The sequence below is a fragment of the Aerococcus tenax genome (assembly GCF_003286645.3).
GTDB lineage: Bacteria > Bacillota > Bacilli > Lactobacillales > Aerococcaceae > Aerococcus > Aerococcus tenax.
Genome location: NZ_CP127382.2, coordinates 182999 through 201926 on the forward strand (window position 1 = coordinate 182999; position 18928 = coordinate 201926).

Consider the following 18928-nt stretch of genomic DNA (forward strand, 5'->3'; position numbering starts at 1 on the left):
TATGAACCGACGCTTAATCTGGCAGTTAGCCAAACGTAATTTAAAGGTTAGCAAGTTAATTATTCTGCCTTTTCTCATAGTGAACGGGCTCTTATTTGCCCTCCAATATGTGATGATTTCCTTAATAGGTAATCAATTTGTCTTAGAGCGAAATCCTTATTTTCCAACGGTGATGGCCTTTGCTGCTGTTATTAGCTTTTTCTTAGCCCTAGCCTTTATCCTCTATGCCAATAATTTTATTCAGAAGTGGCGTAGCCAGGAGTTCGCCCTCTATAGCGTATTGGGCATGGAAAAGCGGCATATTAAGGCCCTGCTCGCTCGGGAAAGCCTCTTGGAGTTGGGATTCATTCTCCCCTTATCCATTATTGGCGGGCACTTGATTGGGACTTTTGCCTTTATGGCTGTCAACAAAGTCATGCGCCAATCGGGGATGACTTTAATGGATTATCCCTTGAAGTGGGAGGTCGCTTTGATAACCATCCTGGAAATTCTCCTGGTTCATGCCTTAGTTTATCTTCTCAATCGACGTCGCATTCAGAAAAATAACCCCCTCGAACTGATGCAGAGCGGTCAGGCAAGGGAAAAAGAGCCTAAGGGGAATGTTATTGTCGCTGTTCTCGGCTTGGCTTTGGTGGGGATCGGCTATTATATTTCCCTAACCACAACGAATATTATGCAGGTCATTTATCAATTGCTCCTCGCCATTGTCTTAGTTGTGCTGGGGACTTATTGCCTCTATAATTCCCTATCGATCATATTTTTAAACTGGCAGAAACAACGGAAGTCCTATTACTATCAACCTAAGCATTTTCTCAGCCTTTCCGGCATGCTTTACCGGATGAAGGCCAATGCCTGGAGTTTGGCCTCCATAGCGGTTCTTTCCACTGGCGTCATGCTGGTCTTAGGTTTAACCGTTTCAACCCAACGGGGGATTGAAAATTTGATTGACCGTTTTCAAGCCAGAGACTATAAAATTGAATTGCGGGGGCCAGTGGTTGAGGAATCCTTAGACCAGCAACTCGAGCGTTTAGAGACAGCAGTTGATGAATTTAGTCAGTTAGCCCCTTTGGAAGAAGTTAACTATCAGTTGAGTTTTGGCCAGTTAGCTGTTAGCCAAGTGGAGGATAAGAACTTAGTCTTACAAGCCTTTACCCCAAATAACCAAGTCACTGAGGGCCTAGTTTTCTTTGGAGAAAGTTTGGATGGCTATAACCAAAACTATGCCAGTCAGGAAAGTTTGGCAGAAGACCAGGTCTTAATGGCCACTAGTCAAGACCAATTGGACAAGGTAGACCAAATTAAATTGGGGGATAAGGTCTACCAAGTCAAGCATATGCCAAAGGACCGTTTACCTGTGGTGGCGGGGCTGGATGCCTTGATGCTGGTTTTTCCTAGTCAAGAGGCTTTAGTGCAAGCCTACCAAGCGACTAATACTAGCCAAGACATTGGTTATCTCAAGAGTCCGCTAAGTTATAATGTGACTTTTGACGCTAAGGGCAATAAGGAAGACATTGACAAGCACTTGGAGGATTATGAAGGGACAGGGATTGAAGTCACTTCCAAAACTATCTTTCGGGAATCCTTCTATCAGCTTAATGGCGGTTTTATTAGTATCGGCGCCATTGTTTCCTTGGTTTTATTGATTGGTTGCTTCTTGATGCTCTACTATAAGCAGCTTTCTGAAGGCCAGGAAGATATGAAAAACTATCGAATTATGCGCCAAATCGGTTTGCCCAATTCCTTGATCAAGGCAAGCATTCGCCAGCAGATTTTCTGGGTCTTTGTTTTACCGCTTTTGACCGCGGTTATTCATATGGGCTTTGCCTATCCCATTCTGCGCCAAGGCTTAGGTTTGATTGCCATCAAAGACCGAACCCTCATTTTAACGAGTTTCTTTGCGGTCATTGTCTGCTTTAGCTTAGTCTATTATCTCATGTATATTTTGACTTCTAAGGCTTATTACCGCATGGTAACTACAGACCAATAATGATGAATTGCATAGTCTTTCTTTTAAAGACGCAGTATACTTGTTGTTTTACAAACTTATTTTGTAAGAAGAAAAGTTTAGCTTGTAGGGCTTTCCTTCGTTAATGAGTCGATTTATTTAGACTTGTTAAAGTGATGCAAAAGGAGGTTGCATTGATGACTGAAGAAAATAAGATGGAAGAGAAGAGCTGGGGCCAGCGTTTCTTGGATATTTTGAAATGGTTGGCTCTGATGGTCTGGGGAACCCTGCCCTTTGGAATGATGTTTGTAGTTAACAGTCGTTCCCACCTGTTCTCCTGGCCAGTAGTGGCTGAGTTGACGCTCTTAGTTCTGGTGTTTGCCTATCTGACCTATCGCTTTCTTTATAAGTTTTATTACAAGCGCGCCCAAGGCAAGGATAACTTTGACCGCTTGGGCTGGAAGGACGTTGGGATTACCTTTCTCTATTATCTTGGCTTTCGAGTGGTGGTGGTAGGCTTGACCGTGGCCAACCAAGCACTCTATGGTAATGAGCTATCGGCCAATGATCAGATGCTATTTTCGGGGGATTCTAACCTAGTGTCACCGATATCCAATATTACTTTTTTCCTTATGATGGGCTTTGTGGTACCTATTCTAGAAGAATTGGTCTTCCGCGGCATCTTTCACCACCTCTTCTTCAAGGCTGAGAGTTTCTGGTGGCCGTTAATTTTGAGTTCACTGATTTTTGGCCTCAACCACATGTCTAGTAATCTCGTTGAGGCGCTCATGTATATTCTCATGGGAATTGTCCTCTATCTTGCTTACCGCCGGCGCAAGAACATTAAGGATGCCATCCTACTTCATATGATGAACAATGGTGTTGCGGCGATTATTCTTTTAGGATCCTATCTTTACGAATTTTTTGCCTAATTCACGACTCTTAGTCTCCTTAAGCTAAGAATTTCTTACTGAATACGATTAACAAGTTTTTCAGGACAGTCTTTCTCTCAAATGAGTGAAAAGACTGTCTTTTTACTGTATAAAAATATCTGAGGATATTATTTTTCATCTAGCGGAATGGTTTTTACTTGAAAATGAAAGCGCTTTATATTAAATTATATGGGAAGGCTATTTACTTATTCAAAAGGAGGAAAATCATATGGCAGATTATGTTGCAGGTACTGAAGTTAAAGACTTAAAAATCGTTAACTTATATGATGTAGAAGAAGAGGCTAGAGAAATCATCCCTGAAGCAGGCTATGGTTATATTCGTTCTGGTGCAGGGGATGAATTTACTTTAAGAAGAAATATTACCTGTTTTAACAGTAAGGGCATCCTACCGCGGGTGATTGGTGATGTTGAGCATCCAGATACATCAACTAGATTTCTAGGAAAAGATTACTCAGCGCCCTTCTTCTATGCACCAATTGCTGCTTTAGGAATTGCTCATGAAGAAAAAGAAATTGGCATGGCTAAAGCCTTTAACGAATTCGGCACCGCCTTTTCAATTTCCTCTTATGCAGGATCTAGCTGGGATGAAATGGCACCTTCCTATGAAGGTTATGAAGACCGCCCACGTTACTTCCAGTTATACATGAGTAAGAACCATGGCTTTAACGAAGCGATGTTAAACGAAGCCAAAGACTTTGGCTGCCAAGCTATTATTTTAACTGCGGACTCTACTGTTGAAGGAAACCGTGAATTAAATAAACGGAATCATTTTACTTATCCATTTGGTATGCCAATCGTTGAACGCTACTTAGCAGGTTCTGGCGAAGGTATGGCCCTAAAAGATGTTTATGCTTCCTCTAAACAAAAGATTTCACCCAAAGATATTGAATACATTAAATCCATTTGTGACCTACCAGTGATGCTTAAAGGGGTACAAACGCCTGAAGATGCCTTGAAGGGTATTGGTGCTGGTGCGGATGTGATTTACGTGTCTAACCATGGGGGACGTCAATTAGATGGAGCTCCTGGATCCTTTGAAACCCTTGAAGCCATTGCTGAAGCGGTTCAAGGTGAAGTGCCAATCGTCTTTGACTCAGGTATCCGTCGCGGGGAACATGTCTTTAAAGCGCTGGCAGCAGGTGCAGATGTCGTAGGTATTGGACGTCCAGCCCTTTACGGCCTAGCCCTAGGTGGACATAAGGGTGTCCTTTCCGTATTGAACTACTTGAAAGACGACTTGACCCGGATTATGCAATTAACCGGTTGTCAAACCATTGAAGACATTAAGAATGCACGTCTAACCGACCTCCCTGCATATAACGAAGCTGAATTAAGACATCACGGTTATTAAAAATTAAATAAATGACTAAGAAAAGACCTTAACGGATTTAACCCAAAAGCTTTGACTAAGTTTTTAGGGCCCTTAGGGTCTTTTTTTGCTTTGAATTTATTTTCACAACTGAGGAAAACTTTACTAGTGACGACGGCAAAGTTCCTGCTAACAGTATGTGAAAGCCAATAAAAACTGGGATTTTTTTGTAATTATTTGTCATTTTAATTACCAATCTTTAGTTTAGTAAGGTATAATGGGGTTCGTACAAGTCGTTATAGATTTTAGGAGGTATATTTAATGGCTTTTTTAGTAAATGGTAATGAAATTTTGAAGGACGCACGTCGCAACCAATATGCGGTGGGAGCCTACAATACAAACAATCTCGAATGGACCCGTGCCTTAGTGAGCGGTGCTAAAGAAACCAGAACCCCATTATTGATTCAAGTATCTACTGGTGCTGCTAAATATATGGGTGGTTACAAATTAGTTCGTGACTTAGTGCTTAACGTGATGGATAGCATGGATATTGATGTTCCAGTTATCTTGAACTTAGACCATGGTGATTTCGAATCAGCCAAAGAATGTATCGAGTTAGGTTATTCTTCTGTTATGTTCGACGGGCATAAATTACCAGTTGAAGAAAACCTTGCTAAAACTAAAGAAATCGTTCGTTTAGCTCATGAACGTGGTATTGCTGTTGAAGCTGAAATCGGTAAAATTGGTGAAAACCAAGGTGGCGGTGAATTAGCTTCTGTTGAAGATGCCATTCGTTTTGCTGAAGCTGGTGTTGACCGTCTTGCATGTGGGATTGGTAATATCCACGGTGTTTACCCAGAAGGTTGGGAAGGCTTAAACTTCGACCGCTTGAAAGAAATTTCCGATGCTGTTGATGTTCCACTTGTTTTACATGGTGGTTCTGGTATTCCTCAAGACCAAGTGAAGAAAGCTATTTCTTTAGGTATTGCTAAGATCAACATCAATACCGAATTCCAATTAGCTTTCCAAAAAGCTACTCGTGAATACATCGAAGCTGGTCATGACCAAGACCGTTCAAACAAAGGTTTCGACCCACGTAAATTGTTAAGACCTGGTACTGACGCAATTACTGAATCCATGAAAGAAATGATTTCTTGGATGGGTACTCGTCCAATTGACGACAGAGACTCTAAATTTGTCTTCGATGAAGCTTCCTTAAACGAAGAATAATCAAGTCTATATATAAAAAAGAAAGGATTGTGACTTAGTCGCAGTCCTTTTTTTCTATAAGCAAAATATTTTTAATTGGTCTACTGGCTTGCTATACTCTGTATATCGTTAATGTAAAAAGCCAAAAAATGGAGGATTTAATTTATGACACAATTTAAAGATCTTGCTGCTAAGCGTCGTTCGATTTACCATATTGGAAAGAATACCGACCATAGTTCAAAGGAAATCGTTGACGCTTTAAAAGCAGTCTTAAAAGATGTGCCAACCGCCTTTAACAGCCAAACTTCACGCATTGTGATTGCTTTTGGAGATAAGCACCAAGCCTTATGGGATGAAATCTACCAAGTTCAAGAAGGTGTTTTAGAAGGCGACATGTGGGAACAAATGTCTGGCGTGATTCAAGGCGCTAAAGAAGGTTTAGGAACCATTCTTTTCTTTGAAGACTTAAATGAAGTAGAAAATATGCCAGCTAACCCAGAACGGTCAACTGCTTACAAGGAAAATAACAGTGCTAACCACCAATATGCTGCCTGGTTAACCTTAGCTGAATTAGATTTGGGAGCAACCTTGCAACACTTTAACATTGGTTATGAGCAAGGCTTCGATAAGTCCATCCGTCAAATGTTTGACTTACCAGACTCATACGCTATGTTAGCGCAAATGCCATTTGGTTCTATTGAAACCCCTGCTGGCGACAAAGACTATATCGACCAAGATGAAAAAGTCCGTGTTTACGAATAAATAATTTAAAGAAAAGATACAAATAGCCGATAGGAATCAATGACTATCGGCTGTTTTGTTAGTGTCTTTCATTAGCTTTTGGGCTGCCCTAATCCAGTTTTTCCATTCTAGGGCCAGGTGAAGGCAATGGTCATTCACGATATAGGAGGGACAAGCGGCAGGAAATTCAACCAGGGTCTTGGCTTCCATGCCAGTTGCTGTGTTTCTAAATTGGTGGCGGATCCCACCGACCTGCATGTTAGTGGCCAAGTAAGCCCGTCCAACCATCTGTAAGGGATAAGCAGGATCCGCTTGACTGATTAGTCTCTGGTCGCTTGAAAAATCAATAAAAAATTGTATGGGCAGGGGGACTTGCCCCGGCCGTTTCGACCACTTCAAAAAGTTTGCCCCTAGGCTCTAGGACATAGTGTTCAGGGTTGGCTGCTAGGTTAATTTGACGAATGCCAGGGCTGTCCTTAGATATAAATTCTTTGGCTAGGGGAGCAAAAGAATCGACCGTAATACCCTTGACTTCAAGAGTACAAGTGGCATACTTTACCTGGCCAAATGAAAGTCGACTAATATAACGCATAACAAGAGCCATAAGCTTTAACTTCCAGCCTAAGCGGTGCATGATTTGATCATAGGTCATAGATTGCTTCAATTGATTGAGTTTTCTTCTTAGTGTCCTTGAATCCTCATCGGAACTCGACCGTGTCCCTAGATTTTTTAGCGCCTTACGGGTATGTCGGTATTCCCAGTTATCTAGTTGTTCCTGACTAACCACTTGGCCGGCTATGGTGATTTTCATAGTGTATACCTCTAATTTATCCTTAGTAATAATGAATTATGACTTATTTTTGAGACTAAGTCTACAATTTATTGGCAAGGTATGCTATACTAATCGTATTGATCCAATTTGATCTCGGGATGTAGCACAGTTCGGTAGCGCACTAGCATGGGGTGCTAGGGGTCGCAGGTTCAAATCCTGTCATCCCGATTGTATATTTTCTTTCTAATTGAAGGAAAGTTAACTTATCAAATCGCTTGAGGAGACGATAGGCCTACTCAGGCGATTTTTTATTTATATTGTAAATTTTATGATCATTGTTAGCGATCACAACTAATAGAATAAATATAGTTATATACAGAAATCTTATCATATCAAGCTTTTCACTGATAGGGTGAGCCAAACAAGATGGTTTTAAAAAAGAAGTCATGCTAGAATAAGATGAGTTTGATAGAGGGGAAGAATGACTATGACTAATAAAATTTTGACCACACATGTAGGATCCTTACCGCGGACACAAGCCTTGTTAGAGGCCAATAAACGACGGACAGCGGGCACCATTGCTGAAGACGAATTTAACCAAATTATCGCTGAATCGGTTGACCAAGTCGTGAAAAAGCAAAAAGAAATTGGCATTGACCAAGTCAATGATGGGGAGTACGGCCATGTGACTTCAGGCGCAGTTGACTATGGTGCCTGGTGGAACTATTCCTTCTACCGCTTAGGTGGATTAGAAATGACCGATGAAGACCGTTGGGCAAAAAGCGAAGCCATCCGGTCCACACCTGGCAATATTAAGTTAACTAGTTTCCCTGACCGCCGTGATCGGCAAAAATTTAGAGCAGCTTATGAAGATCCTGATTCTGGCGTTTTAGGGAGACGTAATAAGGTAGCTAATCCGGTTTTTGCCGACAAGGTAACCTATATTGGTCAAGACCAAGTCAACCGCGATGTGAAGCTCTTGACCGAAGCCTTAGAAAAATATGATATCAAGCAAGGCTTTATGGCGGCCATTTCTCCAGGGGCAGCGGCACGTTTAGAAGACCGTTATTACCACGATGAAGAAGCGCTCTTAAATGATGTTGCCGATGCCTTACATGAAGAATACAAAGCCATTACTGATGCGGGCTTAATTGTCCAATTAGATGCTCCAGACCTAGCGGAAGCTTGGGACCAAATTAATCCGGAACCGAGCTTAAAAGATTTCCAAGCCTGGATGCAAAAACGGGTGGATGCGGCCAACCGCGCCTTAGAGGGCATTGATCCTAGCTTGGTTCGCTTACATATTTGTTGGGGGTCTTGGCATGGGCCTCATACCACCGATATTCCTTTCGAAGATATTGTTGACCAATGCTTACAAATCAAGGCAGAATCCTTCTCCTTTGAAGCCTCAAGTCCTCGCCATGGTCATGAGTGGCGGGTATGGGAAAAAGAGGGTCGCTTAAAGGCAGGACAAAAGATTGTTCCAGGCTTTGTTTCCCACTCCACCAATGCGGTTGAGCACCCACAATTAATTGCTGACCGGATTGAACGCTTTGCCAAATTAGTGGGTCCAGAAAACGTGATTGCTTCAACCGACTGTGGTCTGGGTGGACGCTTGCATGAGCAAATTGCTTGGGCAAAATTGGAAGCCTTAGTTGAAGGAGCAGCCATTGCTTCTAAGCATCTCTTTGGCTAATCAAAGAGCTTTAATTAGGAATAAGACTTTTCCAAAAGCTGTGACTTTGTTCGCAGCTTTTTTGTTCGCCAATCTTTTCAGTGATAGTCTTTTAAATTGTTTTTATGGATGGATAAAATTATGAGAAGCAATTTTTTAATGATAAAATAAGCGTAAAGAGTGAGGAAAGTGTTTTTGGGATCAGGCTAGTCTCTGGTCGTTTGTGTGCTCTTGAAGCATTGAAAGGATGGTTAACCATGCGGATAGGCAAGGTCTTAAAGCGAATTGACCGTGATGAACGCTACGTGGTGGAGAAAGATACTGGTTTAGTTCACGGCAAGGTCAATGGTTATACTTTATTAGTCGATATGATGCATTTAGGTCAACAGTATAATATTATTTTTCACCTTACTAAAAACGGCCAGGCGCCTGACCATCAAGAACTCTTGCACAATATGCCCAAGCATAAAAAGTTGCAAAATGTTAGAGTGGAGGGCAATGAGGTCACCTATAGAGCTCGAACGGCTTTTTTAGTCCAGTCCACTGTAGATAGCTTATTTGAAATGGTGGATTTAATTACTCAAGTCCTTAAAGAATTAGACTACCAAGATGCTTCTTAATTTTGGATGCCTGCTAGAAAATTATTGCAAAGCAAAAGCCATGTTGATTTTTTCAACATGGCTTTTTGTCTTCCTAGACTTTTTTAAAAGGCCTAGTTTTGGTTAACGTAGAGAGATTCACCAATGGCATTGAGACGGTCTTCCCATTCTTCATCAGAGAGTTCGTGTTCTTTGACGTAGAGATTACGGGGGTGGCGGCGACAGTCTGCTGTGCAGCCCCGTAAGTATTTATCTTCATTTTCCTTAGAAGAGAAGAATTGCTTATTACATTCAGGGTTGGCACAGTTGACGTAGCGGTCACAGGCTTGGCCGTCATAGTGGTCTTTAGAAATAATAGTGGGGTTGACGTGGTTAATGGGTACGGAAATCCGTTCATCAAAAACATACATCTTGCCTTCCCACAAGTCACCTTGGACTTTGGGGTCTTTACCATAAGTATCGATACCGCCTTCAAGTTGGCCGACCTTATCACCGATGCCTTCTCTGAGCATCCAGCCGGAGAATTTTTCGCAGCGGACACCCCCGGTACAGTAGACGGCAACTTTTTTATCCATAAATTTTTCCTTATTGTCTCTTACCCATTGGGGAAGTTCACGAAAACTACGGATATCAGGGCGGATGGCGCCTTTGAAGTGGCCCAAGTCATATTCGTAATCGTTACGGGTATCTAAGACCACCGTATCCTCATCTAAGAGGGCTTGGTGGAATTCTTCTGGTTGTAAATAGTCACCGGTGATATCCAGCGGACTTAAGTCATCATCCAAGGACAAAGACACAATTTCATTACGGGAACGGACAAACATTTTCTTATGGGCGTAGTCATCGGCTTCATCAATCTTGAACCAGACATCTTCAAAACCGGGGATGGCGTGTAAGTGGTCCATATATTGGTCAGTTTCTTCTACTGTTCCTGACACCGTCCCGTTGATGCCTTCTTCACTGACGAGAATACGTCCCCTTAAACCAATCCGTTTACAGAAAACCAGGTGTTTTTTAGCAAATTGGTCGGGGTCTTCAATATCTTGATACTTGTAATATAGTAAAACGCGATAGTCTTTACTCACGTGAAATCTCCTCCTTTGTAGTTTTAGGCTACAAATAACTCTTATATTCACTATACTACCAAGGCCAAAGAATTACCAATTTGCAGGATAGGAGAGGGAGCTTATTAGTTCGTTCGCTTAAAAGATAAGAAAAACAGGCTGCGACCTGAGTCACAGCCTGTTTCTTGGTTGAATTAATAAACATTATTAAAGTAAGCGTCGATGGCATTAGCGGTTGCTTGGACTAATTTGTCTTGGTAATTTGAATCTCTCAAGCGACTGAGTTCTTGTGGGTTATCACCAAAGCCGTATTCAATCAAGACGGCAGGAATATCAGTTTCTCGTAAAACCGCAAAGGTATTGGATTGAACGCCACGGTTAATGGCCCCGGTATTACCGATCAATTGGTTTTGGATTTGCTTAGCTAAGTAAGCACTATTGGTAATCCGTTGGGCATTGTTGTGATAAGGGTTAATCCGAGATGGATAATTGGTAAAGTATTGGTAGTAGTAGGTTTCAATCCCTTGGGCTGTGCCGCGGTTAGCTGCTCCCATGGCATTGTGGTGCATGGAGACAAAAATGTCAGCGTTGGACCCGTTAGCAATTTGGCTACGTTGGAGTAAGCCAGTGTCACTGGTCCCAGGACGGTCAGTGAGGACGCGATAGCCACGACTTTGTAGGACCCGAGTTAATTTATCGGCGAGGTTCTTATTTAGAGTTCCCTCGTTAACGCCAGCGTAAGAGGCTCCTGACCAATTGCCATGTCCTGGGTCTAACATGACGGTCCGAACCCCATCAGAGGCTTGCGGAATATTCATTGGCTTGACCGGCGCGTTTGGAATTTGGAGTTCTTGACCATGGGCTAGATAGTTCCCAGTAATGCCGTTTGCATTCCGGAGGGCTTGTGAACTGATCCCAAAGGCGCTAGCAATACTATCGACCGTTTCATTAGGGCCGACCGTGTAAACTAAACTAGTGGTTACCGTGCCTACTTGGTCCTTAGGAATGGTGAGGACTTGGTTGGTGTAGAGCACATTACTGCTTAAACCACTGGCTTGACGAATGCCTTCAACCGTTACGCCGTATCTTTTGGCAATAGACCAGAGTGACTCACCGTGACTGACTACGTGTTGGTTTGGCCCAGGCGTCTTGGTACCGCGTTGGACGATTTGGTCGACGGGTTCTTTAGTCACTTTTTCATCAATTTGTTGACGGCTGACTTCCTTACCATCTTGGTAAGTGACTTCATAAGTGACGGTCTTTTCACCGTTTTCACCTTTTTGTAAGACTTTTTGGCTGCCAGCCTTGTAGTCATTATTGTCGGTATACTTGGTTTGGAAAGGAATGCTTACTTTTTGGGTAAGGATTTTCTTACTGGTTGGAGCCTTGGTGCCGACATGGACAATTTTATCTTCAGCCGGAACATATTCAATTGTCTTTTCAGATCGGTTAATTTCTTTACCTGCTTGGCTTTGGACGGTGGTTTCCACTACGCGTTTGCCTTCCTTACCTTCTTGGATAGTTTTTTCTTGTCCTAGACCTAATTGGTCATCAGCAACATATCTCACGCCCGGTTGGATAATGAAGGTTTTTTGAACGCTTACTGAAGTGATTTCGTCAGCTGGCTTTTCTTGATCCTTATTGGTCTTGTCTTCTGGTGTCTTTTCTGGAGCGGGTTGACTAGTTTCGGACTTGTCCTTAGGGGTTTCTTCTGGAGTTGGTTGAGTCGTTTCAGATTTTTCCTTTTCCTTATTATCTTTATTGTCGACTTTTGGATCACTTTCAGGTTGAACGTCTTTTTCCTTCACTAACCTTTCAGTTGGTGCTTGGTCCTTGTTCTTAACTTCTCCAGCTTTTGAATCCTTATTTACATCGACGTCTTCTAATTTTTCATCAATGACAGTTGCTTTTGTTTCTTTTTCTGCCTTGTTTTGTTCTGGTTCAGCCTTTGTTTCGTTGGCATTTTGATTTTCCTTATCATCATTTTCTTCTGTAAGGGCAGTGTCAACGGATGCAGGATTTTCTACGATATGTCCGCTAAGACCGGTTTCTGGGTTTACCGGTTGATAATTGCCTGGTGCGCTGTTTACATCACCTGCTTGTGCTTGGTTTTGAGGAGTTAAAACGGTAATCTTCACATTTTCAGCCAGATCTTTTTCAATAGCGGCGTCAGTTTCTGCTGGGCTTAAGTTTGCGCTGCTGTCGTCTTGACCTTGACCGCTAGTTGGTGCTTTTTGTTGGCTAGCTTCATTCGTGCTAGTAGCTGGGCTAACTGTTTTAGCTGCTTGAGTGCCAGCGTTGTTTTGGCTTACTGGTGAGAGAATCCCGGTTAGGAGGTCTCCAGTAAAGATTAGGTGGATATTGCCTAAATGGTTAGCTTGAGCCAAGCTATTAAGGTCTTGGCCAGTAGCTTCAGCGAGAACACTCAGGGTATCGCCCCATTGGACCACATAAGCTTGGTAACCGGCTGCTTGTTGGCGGGCGATTTCCGCTTTGACTTGGTCGACACTATTCTTGGTCCAAGTTCCTTTAATACGCTTGAGCGCATCCTGGCTAGCTTGTTTGATTTGTCCATTTTCTGTCAATTGCTCTTTCCCCGCAAAATTAGAACTGGAAAAGTTTTTAAATCCTTGACTGGCCAAAGTGTTGACATTGGCTCTGACTTCTTCATTGCCTAATGAAACCGCACCTAGTGAGCCGGCTAGAAGTAAACTAGCAACGACCCATTTACCTTTTGATTTGTGCATTGTCTTTTTAGTCTTTTTCTCTTGGAAAAAATTGCCTTTCATGCGGATACTCCTTTTATGATTTGTTTATTATTTGATTTTTAAAGTTTAAATCTTTTTAAAAATTGGCTAGACAAATAATATTGTAACAGGAATTTTAAAAATGTTCATTAAAATACGAAGAAATTCGCTGATTTCGTTTTTTTATCACCTAATAAAATCGTTAGGCTTTTATAACAAGACCAGCTTGAATGAAGGAGTATCTGCCAGGGGTTTATTTCGCGTGATGATGGGGAGATATGCTATGATAACCATGATTGTATTAGTGAAAAAGAAAAGAGGTATTTATGTTAAAACGAATTGCGAAAATTCCAGCGGGGACTTTCTTAGTACCGATGATTATTTCCATGTTATTGATTTCTTTCTTCCCCGGCATGTACGATGTCTTTGGTGGAACCACCCAGGCAGCCTTCCAACAAGGAACCAGTGTGGTGATTGGCTTCTTGGTTTTTGCAGCGGGAACGACCTTAGACTTTAAGAAAATAGGGCCCCTGCTCAAGCGCCACTTACCCATGGTCGTCTTTAAGTTAGTTTTGTCCACTTTATACATTTTAACTTTTTACTGGCTTTTTGGGGTTGAAGGAATTTTGGGGGTTAATCTCTTAACCTTTGCCTGTGTGATGTATTCGCTCAACCCGGCCGTTGCCTTAGCTATTCATAGTGAGTATGGCGACCAACAATTTGGTGCGGTTTATGGTATCTACGGTATCCTCGGCATGTCTTTTACCCCTTTGATTCTTCTCAGTCTCCTTACTGCGAGTGGTGGCGGTGCAGGGATTGATTGGAATCCGATTATTTCGATCTTTATTCCCCTCATTGTAGGCGCCTTACTCGGTAATATTGACCCTGATTTTGCGGATTTTTTCTCGCCTCTGATTGGTAAGCTGCTGCCCTTTTTAGGTTGGAATTTAGGGGTGGGGATGAACTTGATGGATGCTATTTCTTCTGGCTTATCCGGTTTATTAATGGCAGTGATTTTCATGGCCTTGATGTTCCCCTTAATTTTATTTGATAAGTATGTGACTAAGGTCAATGATGGCGTAGATGGTGTGGCGATCTGGAATGTAGCAGGGATGTCGGTGGCTAACCCAGCCATTATCGGTGCCGCTCTTCCTGCCGTTTTTGCCACTCAGGTGACCTCGGCGACCGCTATCGTGATGATGGTATGTATTATTACCTCTCTCGCTTCACCTGCCTTAGCGCAAAAACTTTCTAAGGAAAGTGAAAGCGAGCGCCTAGAGCGGGAACTGTCTTAAAGGTTTTATATATAAAAAGTAAAGGCACTTAAATAGCGCGGATAAAAAGGCTATTTAAGTGCTTTTTATTTTGTAAAACAAGAGAGGAATGATCAAATTTTTGTCTCAGCCTAAGTAGAGTTTCTAGCGATGATCGCCTTATGAGATCACAGCTCGTCAAAATTTAGGGCTTGTATCTGGATGAAAAAAATATATAATAGACCTATTGAAAATTACTTATTTAAAGTAAGTGAAAGGGTGACATTGATGTTTGACTTATTAGCATTAATTACGATTCTATTATTATTTTTTCTTTTACGCTGGCAGGCCGGTCAAGGAAAGAGTTTTACCGTACGGGTTTTAACCGCGACCTTGTTAGGAATCGGCGCGGGTCTGATCTTTGCGGGTCATACTAGTTATGTAGGAGCTATTGGAACCATTTATGCCCACTTATTGAAGGCAATTGTGGTACCGGTCCTATTTTTCTCCATTATCTCTACGGTTTCTTCCTTAGGAAACCTAAAAACTTTAACCACGATTGGAAGTAAAACCATCGGGGTACTTTCCCTTCATAACGTTTTAGCCTCAGCGACCACCATTATCGTGGCCTTGGCCTTAGGTGTGGGCCGCAACGCTCATATTGATTTGCCTAGCAATGTGGAAGTCAAGGAAGTTCCAAGCCTAGCTCAAGCCGTGATTAATTTCTTCCCGCAAAACATTATTGAAGACGCGGCTAATAACCGGGTGATTCCAATTATTGTCTTTTCCTTATTTGTTGGTATCGCCATCCTCACTTATCAGAACAAGGCAGAAATCAAGGCCTTTACTGATTTTATTGATGCTGGCCACCAAGTTATCTTTAAGGTGGCTGCCTTGATTACCCGCTTTACCCCTTACGCTGTTCTAGCGCTCTTAACGGATAAGCTAGGTGGTTTGAATTTAGCTTCCTTAGGGTCCTTATTATTAGCCTTGGCAACTTTATACTTAGTGACGCTTTTCCATTCTTCAGTCACCACAGGAGCCATTATTGGCCTCTTAGGGCGGCTCAATCCTGTGATTTACTTGAAGAAATTCTTCTCCGTGTGGATGATTGCCTTTTCTACCCAAAGTTCAGTAGGTTCAGTGCCTGCTAATGTGAGTGCTCAAAAGGAGATGGGGGTGCCAGAACACATTGCTTCCTTTACTTCTTCTATTGGAACCACCTTTGGGATGCCAGGCTGTGCTGCGGCTTGGCCAGTGCTTTTAGCTATCTTTACCATTAACGCTTTAGGACTGGACTTTGGTCTGGTGGATTATCTTTATATGGTGGTTGTCGCCCTCTTAGTATCGGCAGGAACGGTTGGTGTTCCAGGGACAGCGACCATTACCGCAACCGCTATGTTTACAGCCATTGGCCTGCCGGTGGAAATGATTATCGTCTTAACCCCAATTTCAGCCATTGCAGACATGGCTAGAACCGCAACCAATGTTACTGCTTCGGGTTCGACCGGGCTTTTGGTTGCCCGCTTTGAAAAGGTCTTAAATCTTGACCAATACTATGACAATGATGGGCAAGAAGGCAAGGCTTACGCGAATTCATAAGGAATGACAGGAAAGTAAAAAGCGTGTGATTAGTCCACTTTGATTGGACTAGCCACACGCTTTTCTTTTATTATTGGTTAATTTCGCGGCGGTTTTCCACAACCAGGTTGCCTAGGAAGCGGTAGAGGGGCAGGATGTCAGTTTGCTTAGGAAATTCAAAGGTCAAGTTTTGGGTGTCTTCCTCACGGGGACGACGGTAAATGTTTTTTAGATAGGTGATGGTGATCTCGCTATCATCAAAGGCCAGTCCGGCACTCTCCATTTCTACATCAACGATGTGGCTGAGGTAAAGGGAACGGAGGGCAGTCTTCTTTCCGCTGGCTCCTTGTTTATCGACTATGATAATACGAATATTAGTAAAGATGATGGCGTCCCGAACCAATTGATAGCCGGAATAAATTTCTTCATCTTTAAAGAGGAAGTCGCCATATTCTTCGTTTAGCTCTTGTTGATCCTTTTGGGAAAAGTTTCCCAGGGCCCCTTGCATTAAGTTACTCAAATTAAAAGCCATCTTGTCATACTCCTTCACAGATTATTTACCCCATCCTAACACAGTCCGTTCAGGAGAGGAAGAAATTGCTCTTTGTTGAATAAAAAGACCGCCAAAGCTTAGCAGATTGAAGCTAAACTTTAGCGGCCTGGATTAATTAAGTATTGCTTGCTGACTCTTTATCTTTCATGGCAGCGTAGAGACTGAAGGCGCCAGCGACTAATAATGCTGGCAAGAGCCATTCTAAACCCAGTTGACTAAGAGGAAGCTGGTAAGTGAATTTGGCGAGCGGGCCAAAGAGGCTTTCGAGCGCGCCTAACCCAGTGCCAGCCAAGGCTTGAACCAGTCCCACGGCTCCAGCGCCAATAACGGCCCCCGTATAGGTTAAGTCGTAGCTGATCTTTCGGTCAAAGACGGAGAAGAGAATCAGCACCATGAAAATAGGATAGATGGTAGTTAATACAAAGGAAGCCAGGAAAATGATCTGGTTAGTTCCTAAGAGAGAAATCAAAAATTCAATGGCGACGGCCACCAAGGTGATGGCTTGGTAGGACCAACGTCCCTTGGAGACTTCCACAAAGAAGTTACTAAAAGCAGAGGTTAGCCCAATAGCGGTGGTTAGACAAGCCAGGGCGACACAAATTCCCATAATTAAGTGCCCCCATTGCCCTAGAATCGCGGTCACCGTTCCATTGAAACTCGCAGTCCGGTCAATATCAGCAGCCATCAAGCTGGAAACCGTTGAACCAGCGTAAGTCAGGGAGAGGTAAACCACAGCTAAGAGAACAAAGGCAACCAATCCAACTAAGGCGCCGGCTTTCATTTGGGTCTTCTTGTCACTGTAGCCGCGAGCCTTTAATTCTGACATGACAATGCTTGCCATTAAGGAAGCCCCTAGAGCATCCATGGTTTGATAGCCTTCTTTAAAGCCATAGGCGAAAGCTTGGTCAATTTGACTGGGAGCTGCAGGAGCTGGTGGATTGAATAGGGTAACTAGGACTAAGAAAAAAAGAATAATCAGAATTCCGGGGGTAAGATATTTTCCAATATTATTAATAACCTTACTTGGATTTAAAGCCAGGTAAGCGGTCAAAGCGAAGAAAACCAGACTGCTTAGCCAAATGGGAATATTGGGCCAGAGCGACTGGATAAAGACCTCATGGGTGGTTGCTCCAGTCCGCGGTACTGAAAAGAGCGGTCCAATTAAGATAATGGCAATTCCGGCTAGGACAGTCCCGAATTGAGGGTGGATTCGCTTACCCAGGTCGTTGGCCCGACCGCCTAGGTAGATGGTAACTAGTACTCCTAAGATTGGGAAGAAGGGGTCAGAGGTGAGGAAGCCCAGGGCAGCACTCAGCCAACTTTCCCCACTGACGATCCCTAGGTAAGGAGGAAAGATTAAATTCCCAGCGCCAAAAAAGATCGCAAAGAGGGCAAAGCCGATGATTAAAATGTCTTTGGTTTTTATTGTCATGATCATTTCTCTTTCTGTCTATTTCGTGCTTATTTTTCTCTATAATCAAATCAATAGGACATATAATAGCATAAAATTGTTCCCTTGCGACAAAGGAATCAGCCATCTGGGTAAGTTTTTATAGGGAAACAGCAGATTCAAAAGTTTACTTAGTCAGGAATGTTTTTTTTAAAAGACAGACAAAAAATCAACCGAAATATTTGGCTAAAAGACTTGTCAACTGGGGGCGATTTGTATATATTGGCTAGTAATGATTAATCGTGTCTGAATAGAAAGGGGTTTTTAGTCCAGGCAGATGGATAGTCAATGATAGGGAGAAAGGAAGAAAGTTTATGGCAATAACGGGTGCGTTGGTGAATGCTGGCTTGATTTTACTAGCTGGTATCTTGGGGAGGTTCTTTGGGCATTTTATCCAGGACGATTTGGCTAAGGCTATTAATCAGGTCTTGGGTCTGTCGGTGGTTTTGATCGCTATTCAAGGCGCCTTGACCACAAAGAGTATTATCGTCGTCATTTTATCCATGGTGGTGGGGGTCATTATAGGCCAGCTGATAGATATTGATGGCCGGCTTAACCGCTGGGGCAATCGGATTCAAAGTCGGCTTGCAGGTCCAGACCCTGAGTCGCAATTTGCTGAAGGCTTAGTCACAGCGGTTTTGATTACTTGTGTTGGTGCCATGGGTATTGTAGGAGCTATCCAGTCCGGCTTATATCATGACCATGCGACCTTATTTGCTAAATCGATTTTGGACTTTATTATTGTGCTTATTCTTGGGGCAACCTATGGGATGAGTCCAGCTTTTGCCAGTTTACCGATTCTCTGTTATGAAGGGGGCATTGCTCTCCTAGCTCAGTGGCTAGCTCCTTACTTGCCGGAAGCCTCTCTCAATGAGTTATCAGCAGTTGGATCCCTTCTGATTGGGGTGATTGGGCTGAGCCTCTTGGGTGTTAAGGACTTCAAAGTCTCGAACATGTTGCCAGCTACCTTCATCCCCCTGATACTGGTTCCACTCTTTCAATATTTGGGCTTATATTAAATAAAAAATGCTTCCGCTAACACTTAGACTGCGGAAGCATTTTTTAATTATATTTCAA

At 42.8% G+C, this 18928-nt stretch carries 16 protein-coding genes and 1 tRNA gene; 11 read left to right on the top strand and 6 right to left on the bottom strand.

Features of this window, described 5'->3' with window-relative positions; all coding sequences use genetic code 11:
- Position 1 precedes the first annotated feature (1 nt).
- The 5 genes from DBT50_RS00865 (at position 2) to DBT50_RS00885 (ending at position 6178) form a co-directional block, all read left to right on the top strand.
- Positions 2-1987 (top strand): ABC transporter permease, encoded by a 1986-nt coding sequence (locus tag DBT50_RS00865; RefSeq protein WP_111852402.1) that lies wholly within the window; start codon positions 2-4, stop codon positions 1985-1987.
- A 155-nt stretch (positions 1988-2142) separates the two neighbouring features.
- Positions 2143-2877 carry a CPBP family intramembrane glutamic endopeptidase gene (locus tag DBT50_RS00870; protein ID WP_181566119.1) on the top strand — a complete coding sequence of 245 codons (735 nt, stop codon included), beginning with the start codon at positions 2143-2145 and terminating at the stop codon, positions 2875-2877.
- A 229-nt stretch (positions 2878-3106) separates the two neighbouring features.
- The gene (locus DBT50_RS00875; protein ID WP_111852404.1) at positions 3107-4249 is read left to right on the top strand and encodes an alpha-hydroxy-acid oxidizing protein; all 1143 of its coding nucleotides are present in this window, start codon (positions 3107-3109) and stop codon (positions 4247-4249) included.
- 279 nt (positions 4250-4528) lie between these two features.
- Complete coding sequence (locus DBT50_RS00880; protein WP_060777608.1) at positions 4529-5437, top strand: class II fructose-bisphosphate aldolase; 909 nt, start codon at positions 4529-4531, stop codon at positions 5435-5437.
- A gap of 144 nt (positions 5438-5581) precedes the next feature.
- The gene (locus DBT50_RS00885; RefSeq protein WP_111852405.1) at positions 5582-6178 is read left to right on the top strand and encodes a nitroreductase family protein; all 597 of its coding nucleotides are present in this window, start codon (positions 5582-5584) and stop codon (positions 6176-6178) included.
- Positions 6179-6214: 36 nt separating this feature from the next.
- Here the strand turns inward: DBT50_RS00885 and DBT50_RS00890 are convergent, their stop codons facing one another.
- On the bottom strand, positions 6215-6556 hold the full coding sequence (locus DBT50_RS00890; RefSeq protein WP_146742904.1) for a hypothetical protein: 342 nt from the start codon (positions 6554-6556) through the stop codon (positions 6215-6217).
- Positions 6501-6968, bottom strand: a complete 468-nt coding sequence (locus DBT50_RS00895; RefSeq protein WP_111852407.1) for a hypothetical protein — start codon at positions 6966-6968, stop codon at positions 6501-6503. The genes DBT50_RS00890 and DBT50_RS00895 overlap by 56 nt, the downstream gene beginning before the upstream one ends.
- Positions 6969-7083: 115 nt before the next feature.
- On the opposite strand from DBT50_RS00895, the gene DBT50_RS00900 reads away from it, so the two are divergent.
- The 3 genes from DBT50_RS00900 (at position 7084) to DBT50_RS00910 (ending at position 9224) form a co-directional block, all read left to right on the top strand.
- A tRNA-Pro gene (locus tag DBT50_RS00900) sits at positions 7084-7157 on the top strand.
- 259 nt (positions 7158-7416) lie between these two features.
- Positions 7417-8625 carry a cobalamin-independent methionine synthase II family protein gene (locus DBT50_RS00905; protein WP_111852408.1) on the top strand — a complete coding sequence of 403 codons (1209 nt, stop codon included), beginning with the start codon at positions 7417-7419 and terminating at the stop codon, positions 8623-8625.
- Between the two features lie 236 nt (positions 8626-8861).
- Positions 8862-9224, top strand: coding sequence for a hypothetical protein (locus tag DBT50_RS00910; protein ID WP_111852409.1), 363 nt, complete (start codon positions 8862-8864; stop codon positions 9222-9224).
- 92 nt (positions 9225-9316) lie between these two features.
- On the opposite strand, the gene trhO is transcribed toward DBT50_RS00910, so the two are convergent.
- Both trhO and DBT50_RS00920 read right to left on the bottom strand, forming a co-directional pair.
- A complete protein-coding gene (gene trhO, locus DBT50_RS00915; protein ID WP_111852410.1) occupies positions 9317-10288 on the bottom strand; it encodes an oxygen-dependent tRNA uridine(34) hydroxylase TrhO in 972 nt (323 codons plus the stop codon).
- A 173-nt stretch (positions 10289-10461) separates the two neighbouring features.
- Positions 10462-13056, bottom strand: a complete 2595-nt coding sequence (locus tag DBT50_RS00920; RefSeq protein ID WP_111852411.1) for an N-acetylmuramoyl-L-alanine amidase — start codon at positions 13054-13056, stop codon at positions 10462-10464.
- 284 nt (positions 13057-13340) lie between these two features.
- On the opposite strand from DBT50_RS00920, the gene DBT50_RS00925 reads away from it, so the two are divergent.
- Both DBT50_RS00925 and DBT50_RS00930 read left to right on the top strand, forming a co-directional pair.
- A complete protein-coding gene (locus DBT50_RS00925) occupies positions 13341-14309 on the top strand; it encodes a 2-keto-3-deoxygluconate permease (protein ID WP_111852412.1) in 969 nt (322 codons plus the stop codon).
- A 246-nt stretch (positions 14310-14555) separates the two neighbouring features.
- Positions 14556-15869: a dicarboxylate/amino acid:cation symporter gene (locus DBT50_RS00930; protein ID WP_111853440.1), complete on the top strand. Its 1314-nt coding sequence runs from the start codon at positions 14556-14558 to the stop codon at positions 15867-15869.
- A 70-nt stretch (positions 15870-15939) separates the two neighbouring features.
- Here DBT50_RS00930 and DBT50_RS00935 read toward each other — a convergent pair whose 3' ends face one another.
- Together DBT50_RS00935 and brnQ are read right to left on the bottom strand one after the other, a co-directional pair.
- A complete protein-coding gene (locus DBT50_RS00935; RefSeq protein WP_111852414.1) occupies positions 15940-16380 on the bottom strand; it encodes a PH domain-containing protein in 441 nt (146 codons plus the stop codon).
- Between the two features lie 136 nt (positions 16381-16516).
- Positions 16517-17833: a branched-chain amino acid transport system II carrier protein gene (brnQ, locus tag DBT50_RS00940; RefSeq protein WP_111852415.1), complete on the bottom strand. Its 1317-nt coding sequence runs from the start codon at positions 17831-17833 to the stop codon at positions 16517-16519.
- A gap of 332 nt (positions 17834-18165) precedes the next feature.
- Here brnQ and DBT50_RS00945 point away from each other — a divergent pair, with 332 nt between their 5' ends.
- Complete coding sequence (locus tag DBT50_RS00945) at positions 18166-18870, top strand: DUF554 domain-containing protein (RefSeq protein WP_111852416.1); 705 nt, start codon at positions 18166-18168, stop codon at positions 18868-18870.
- Positions 18871-18928: the final 58 nt, after the last annotated feature.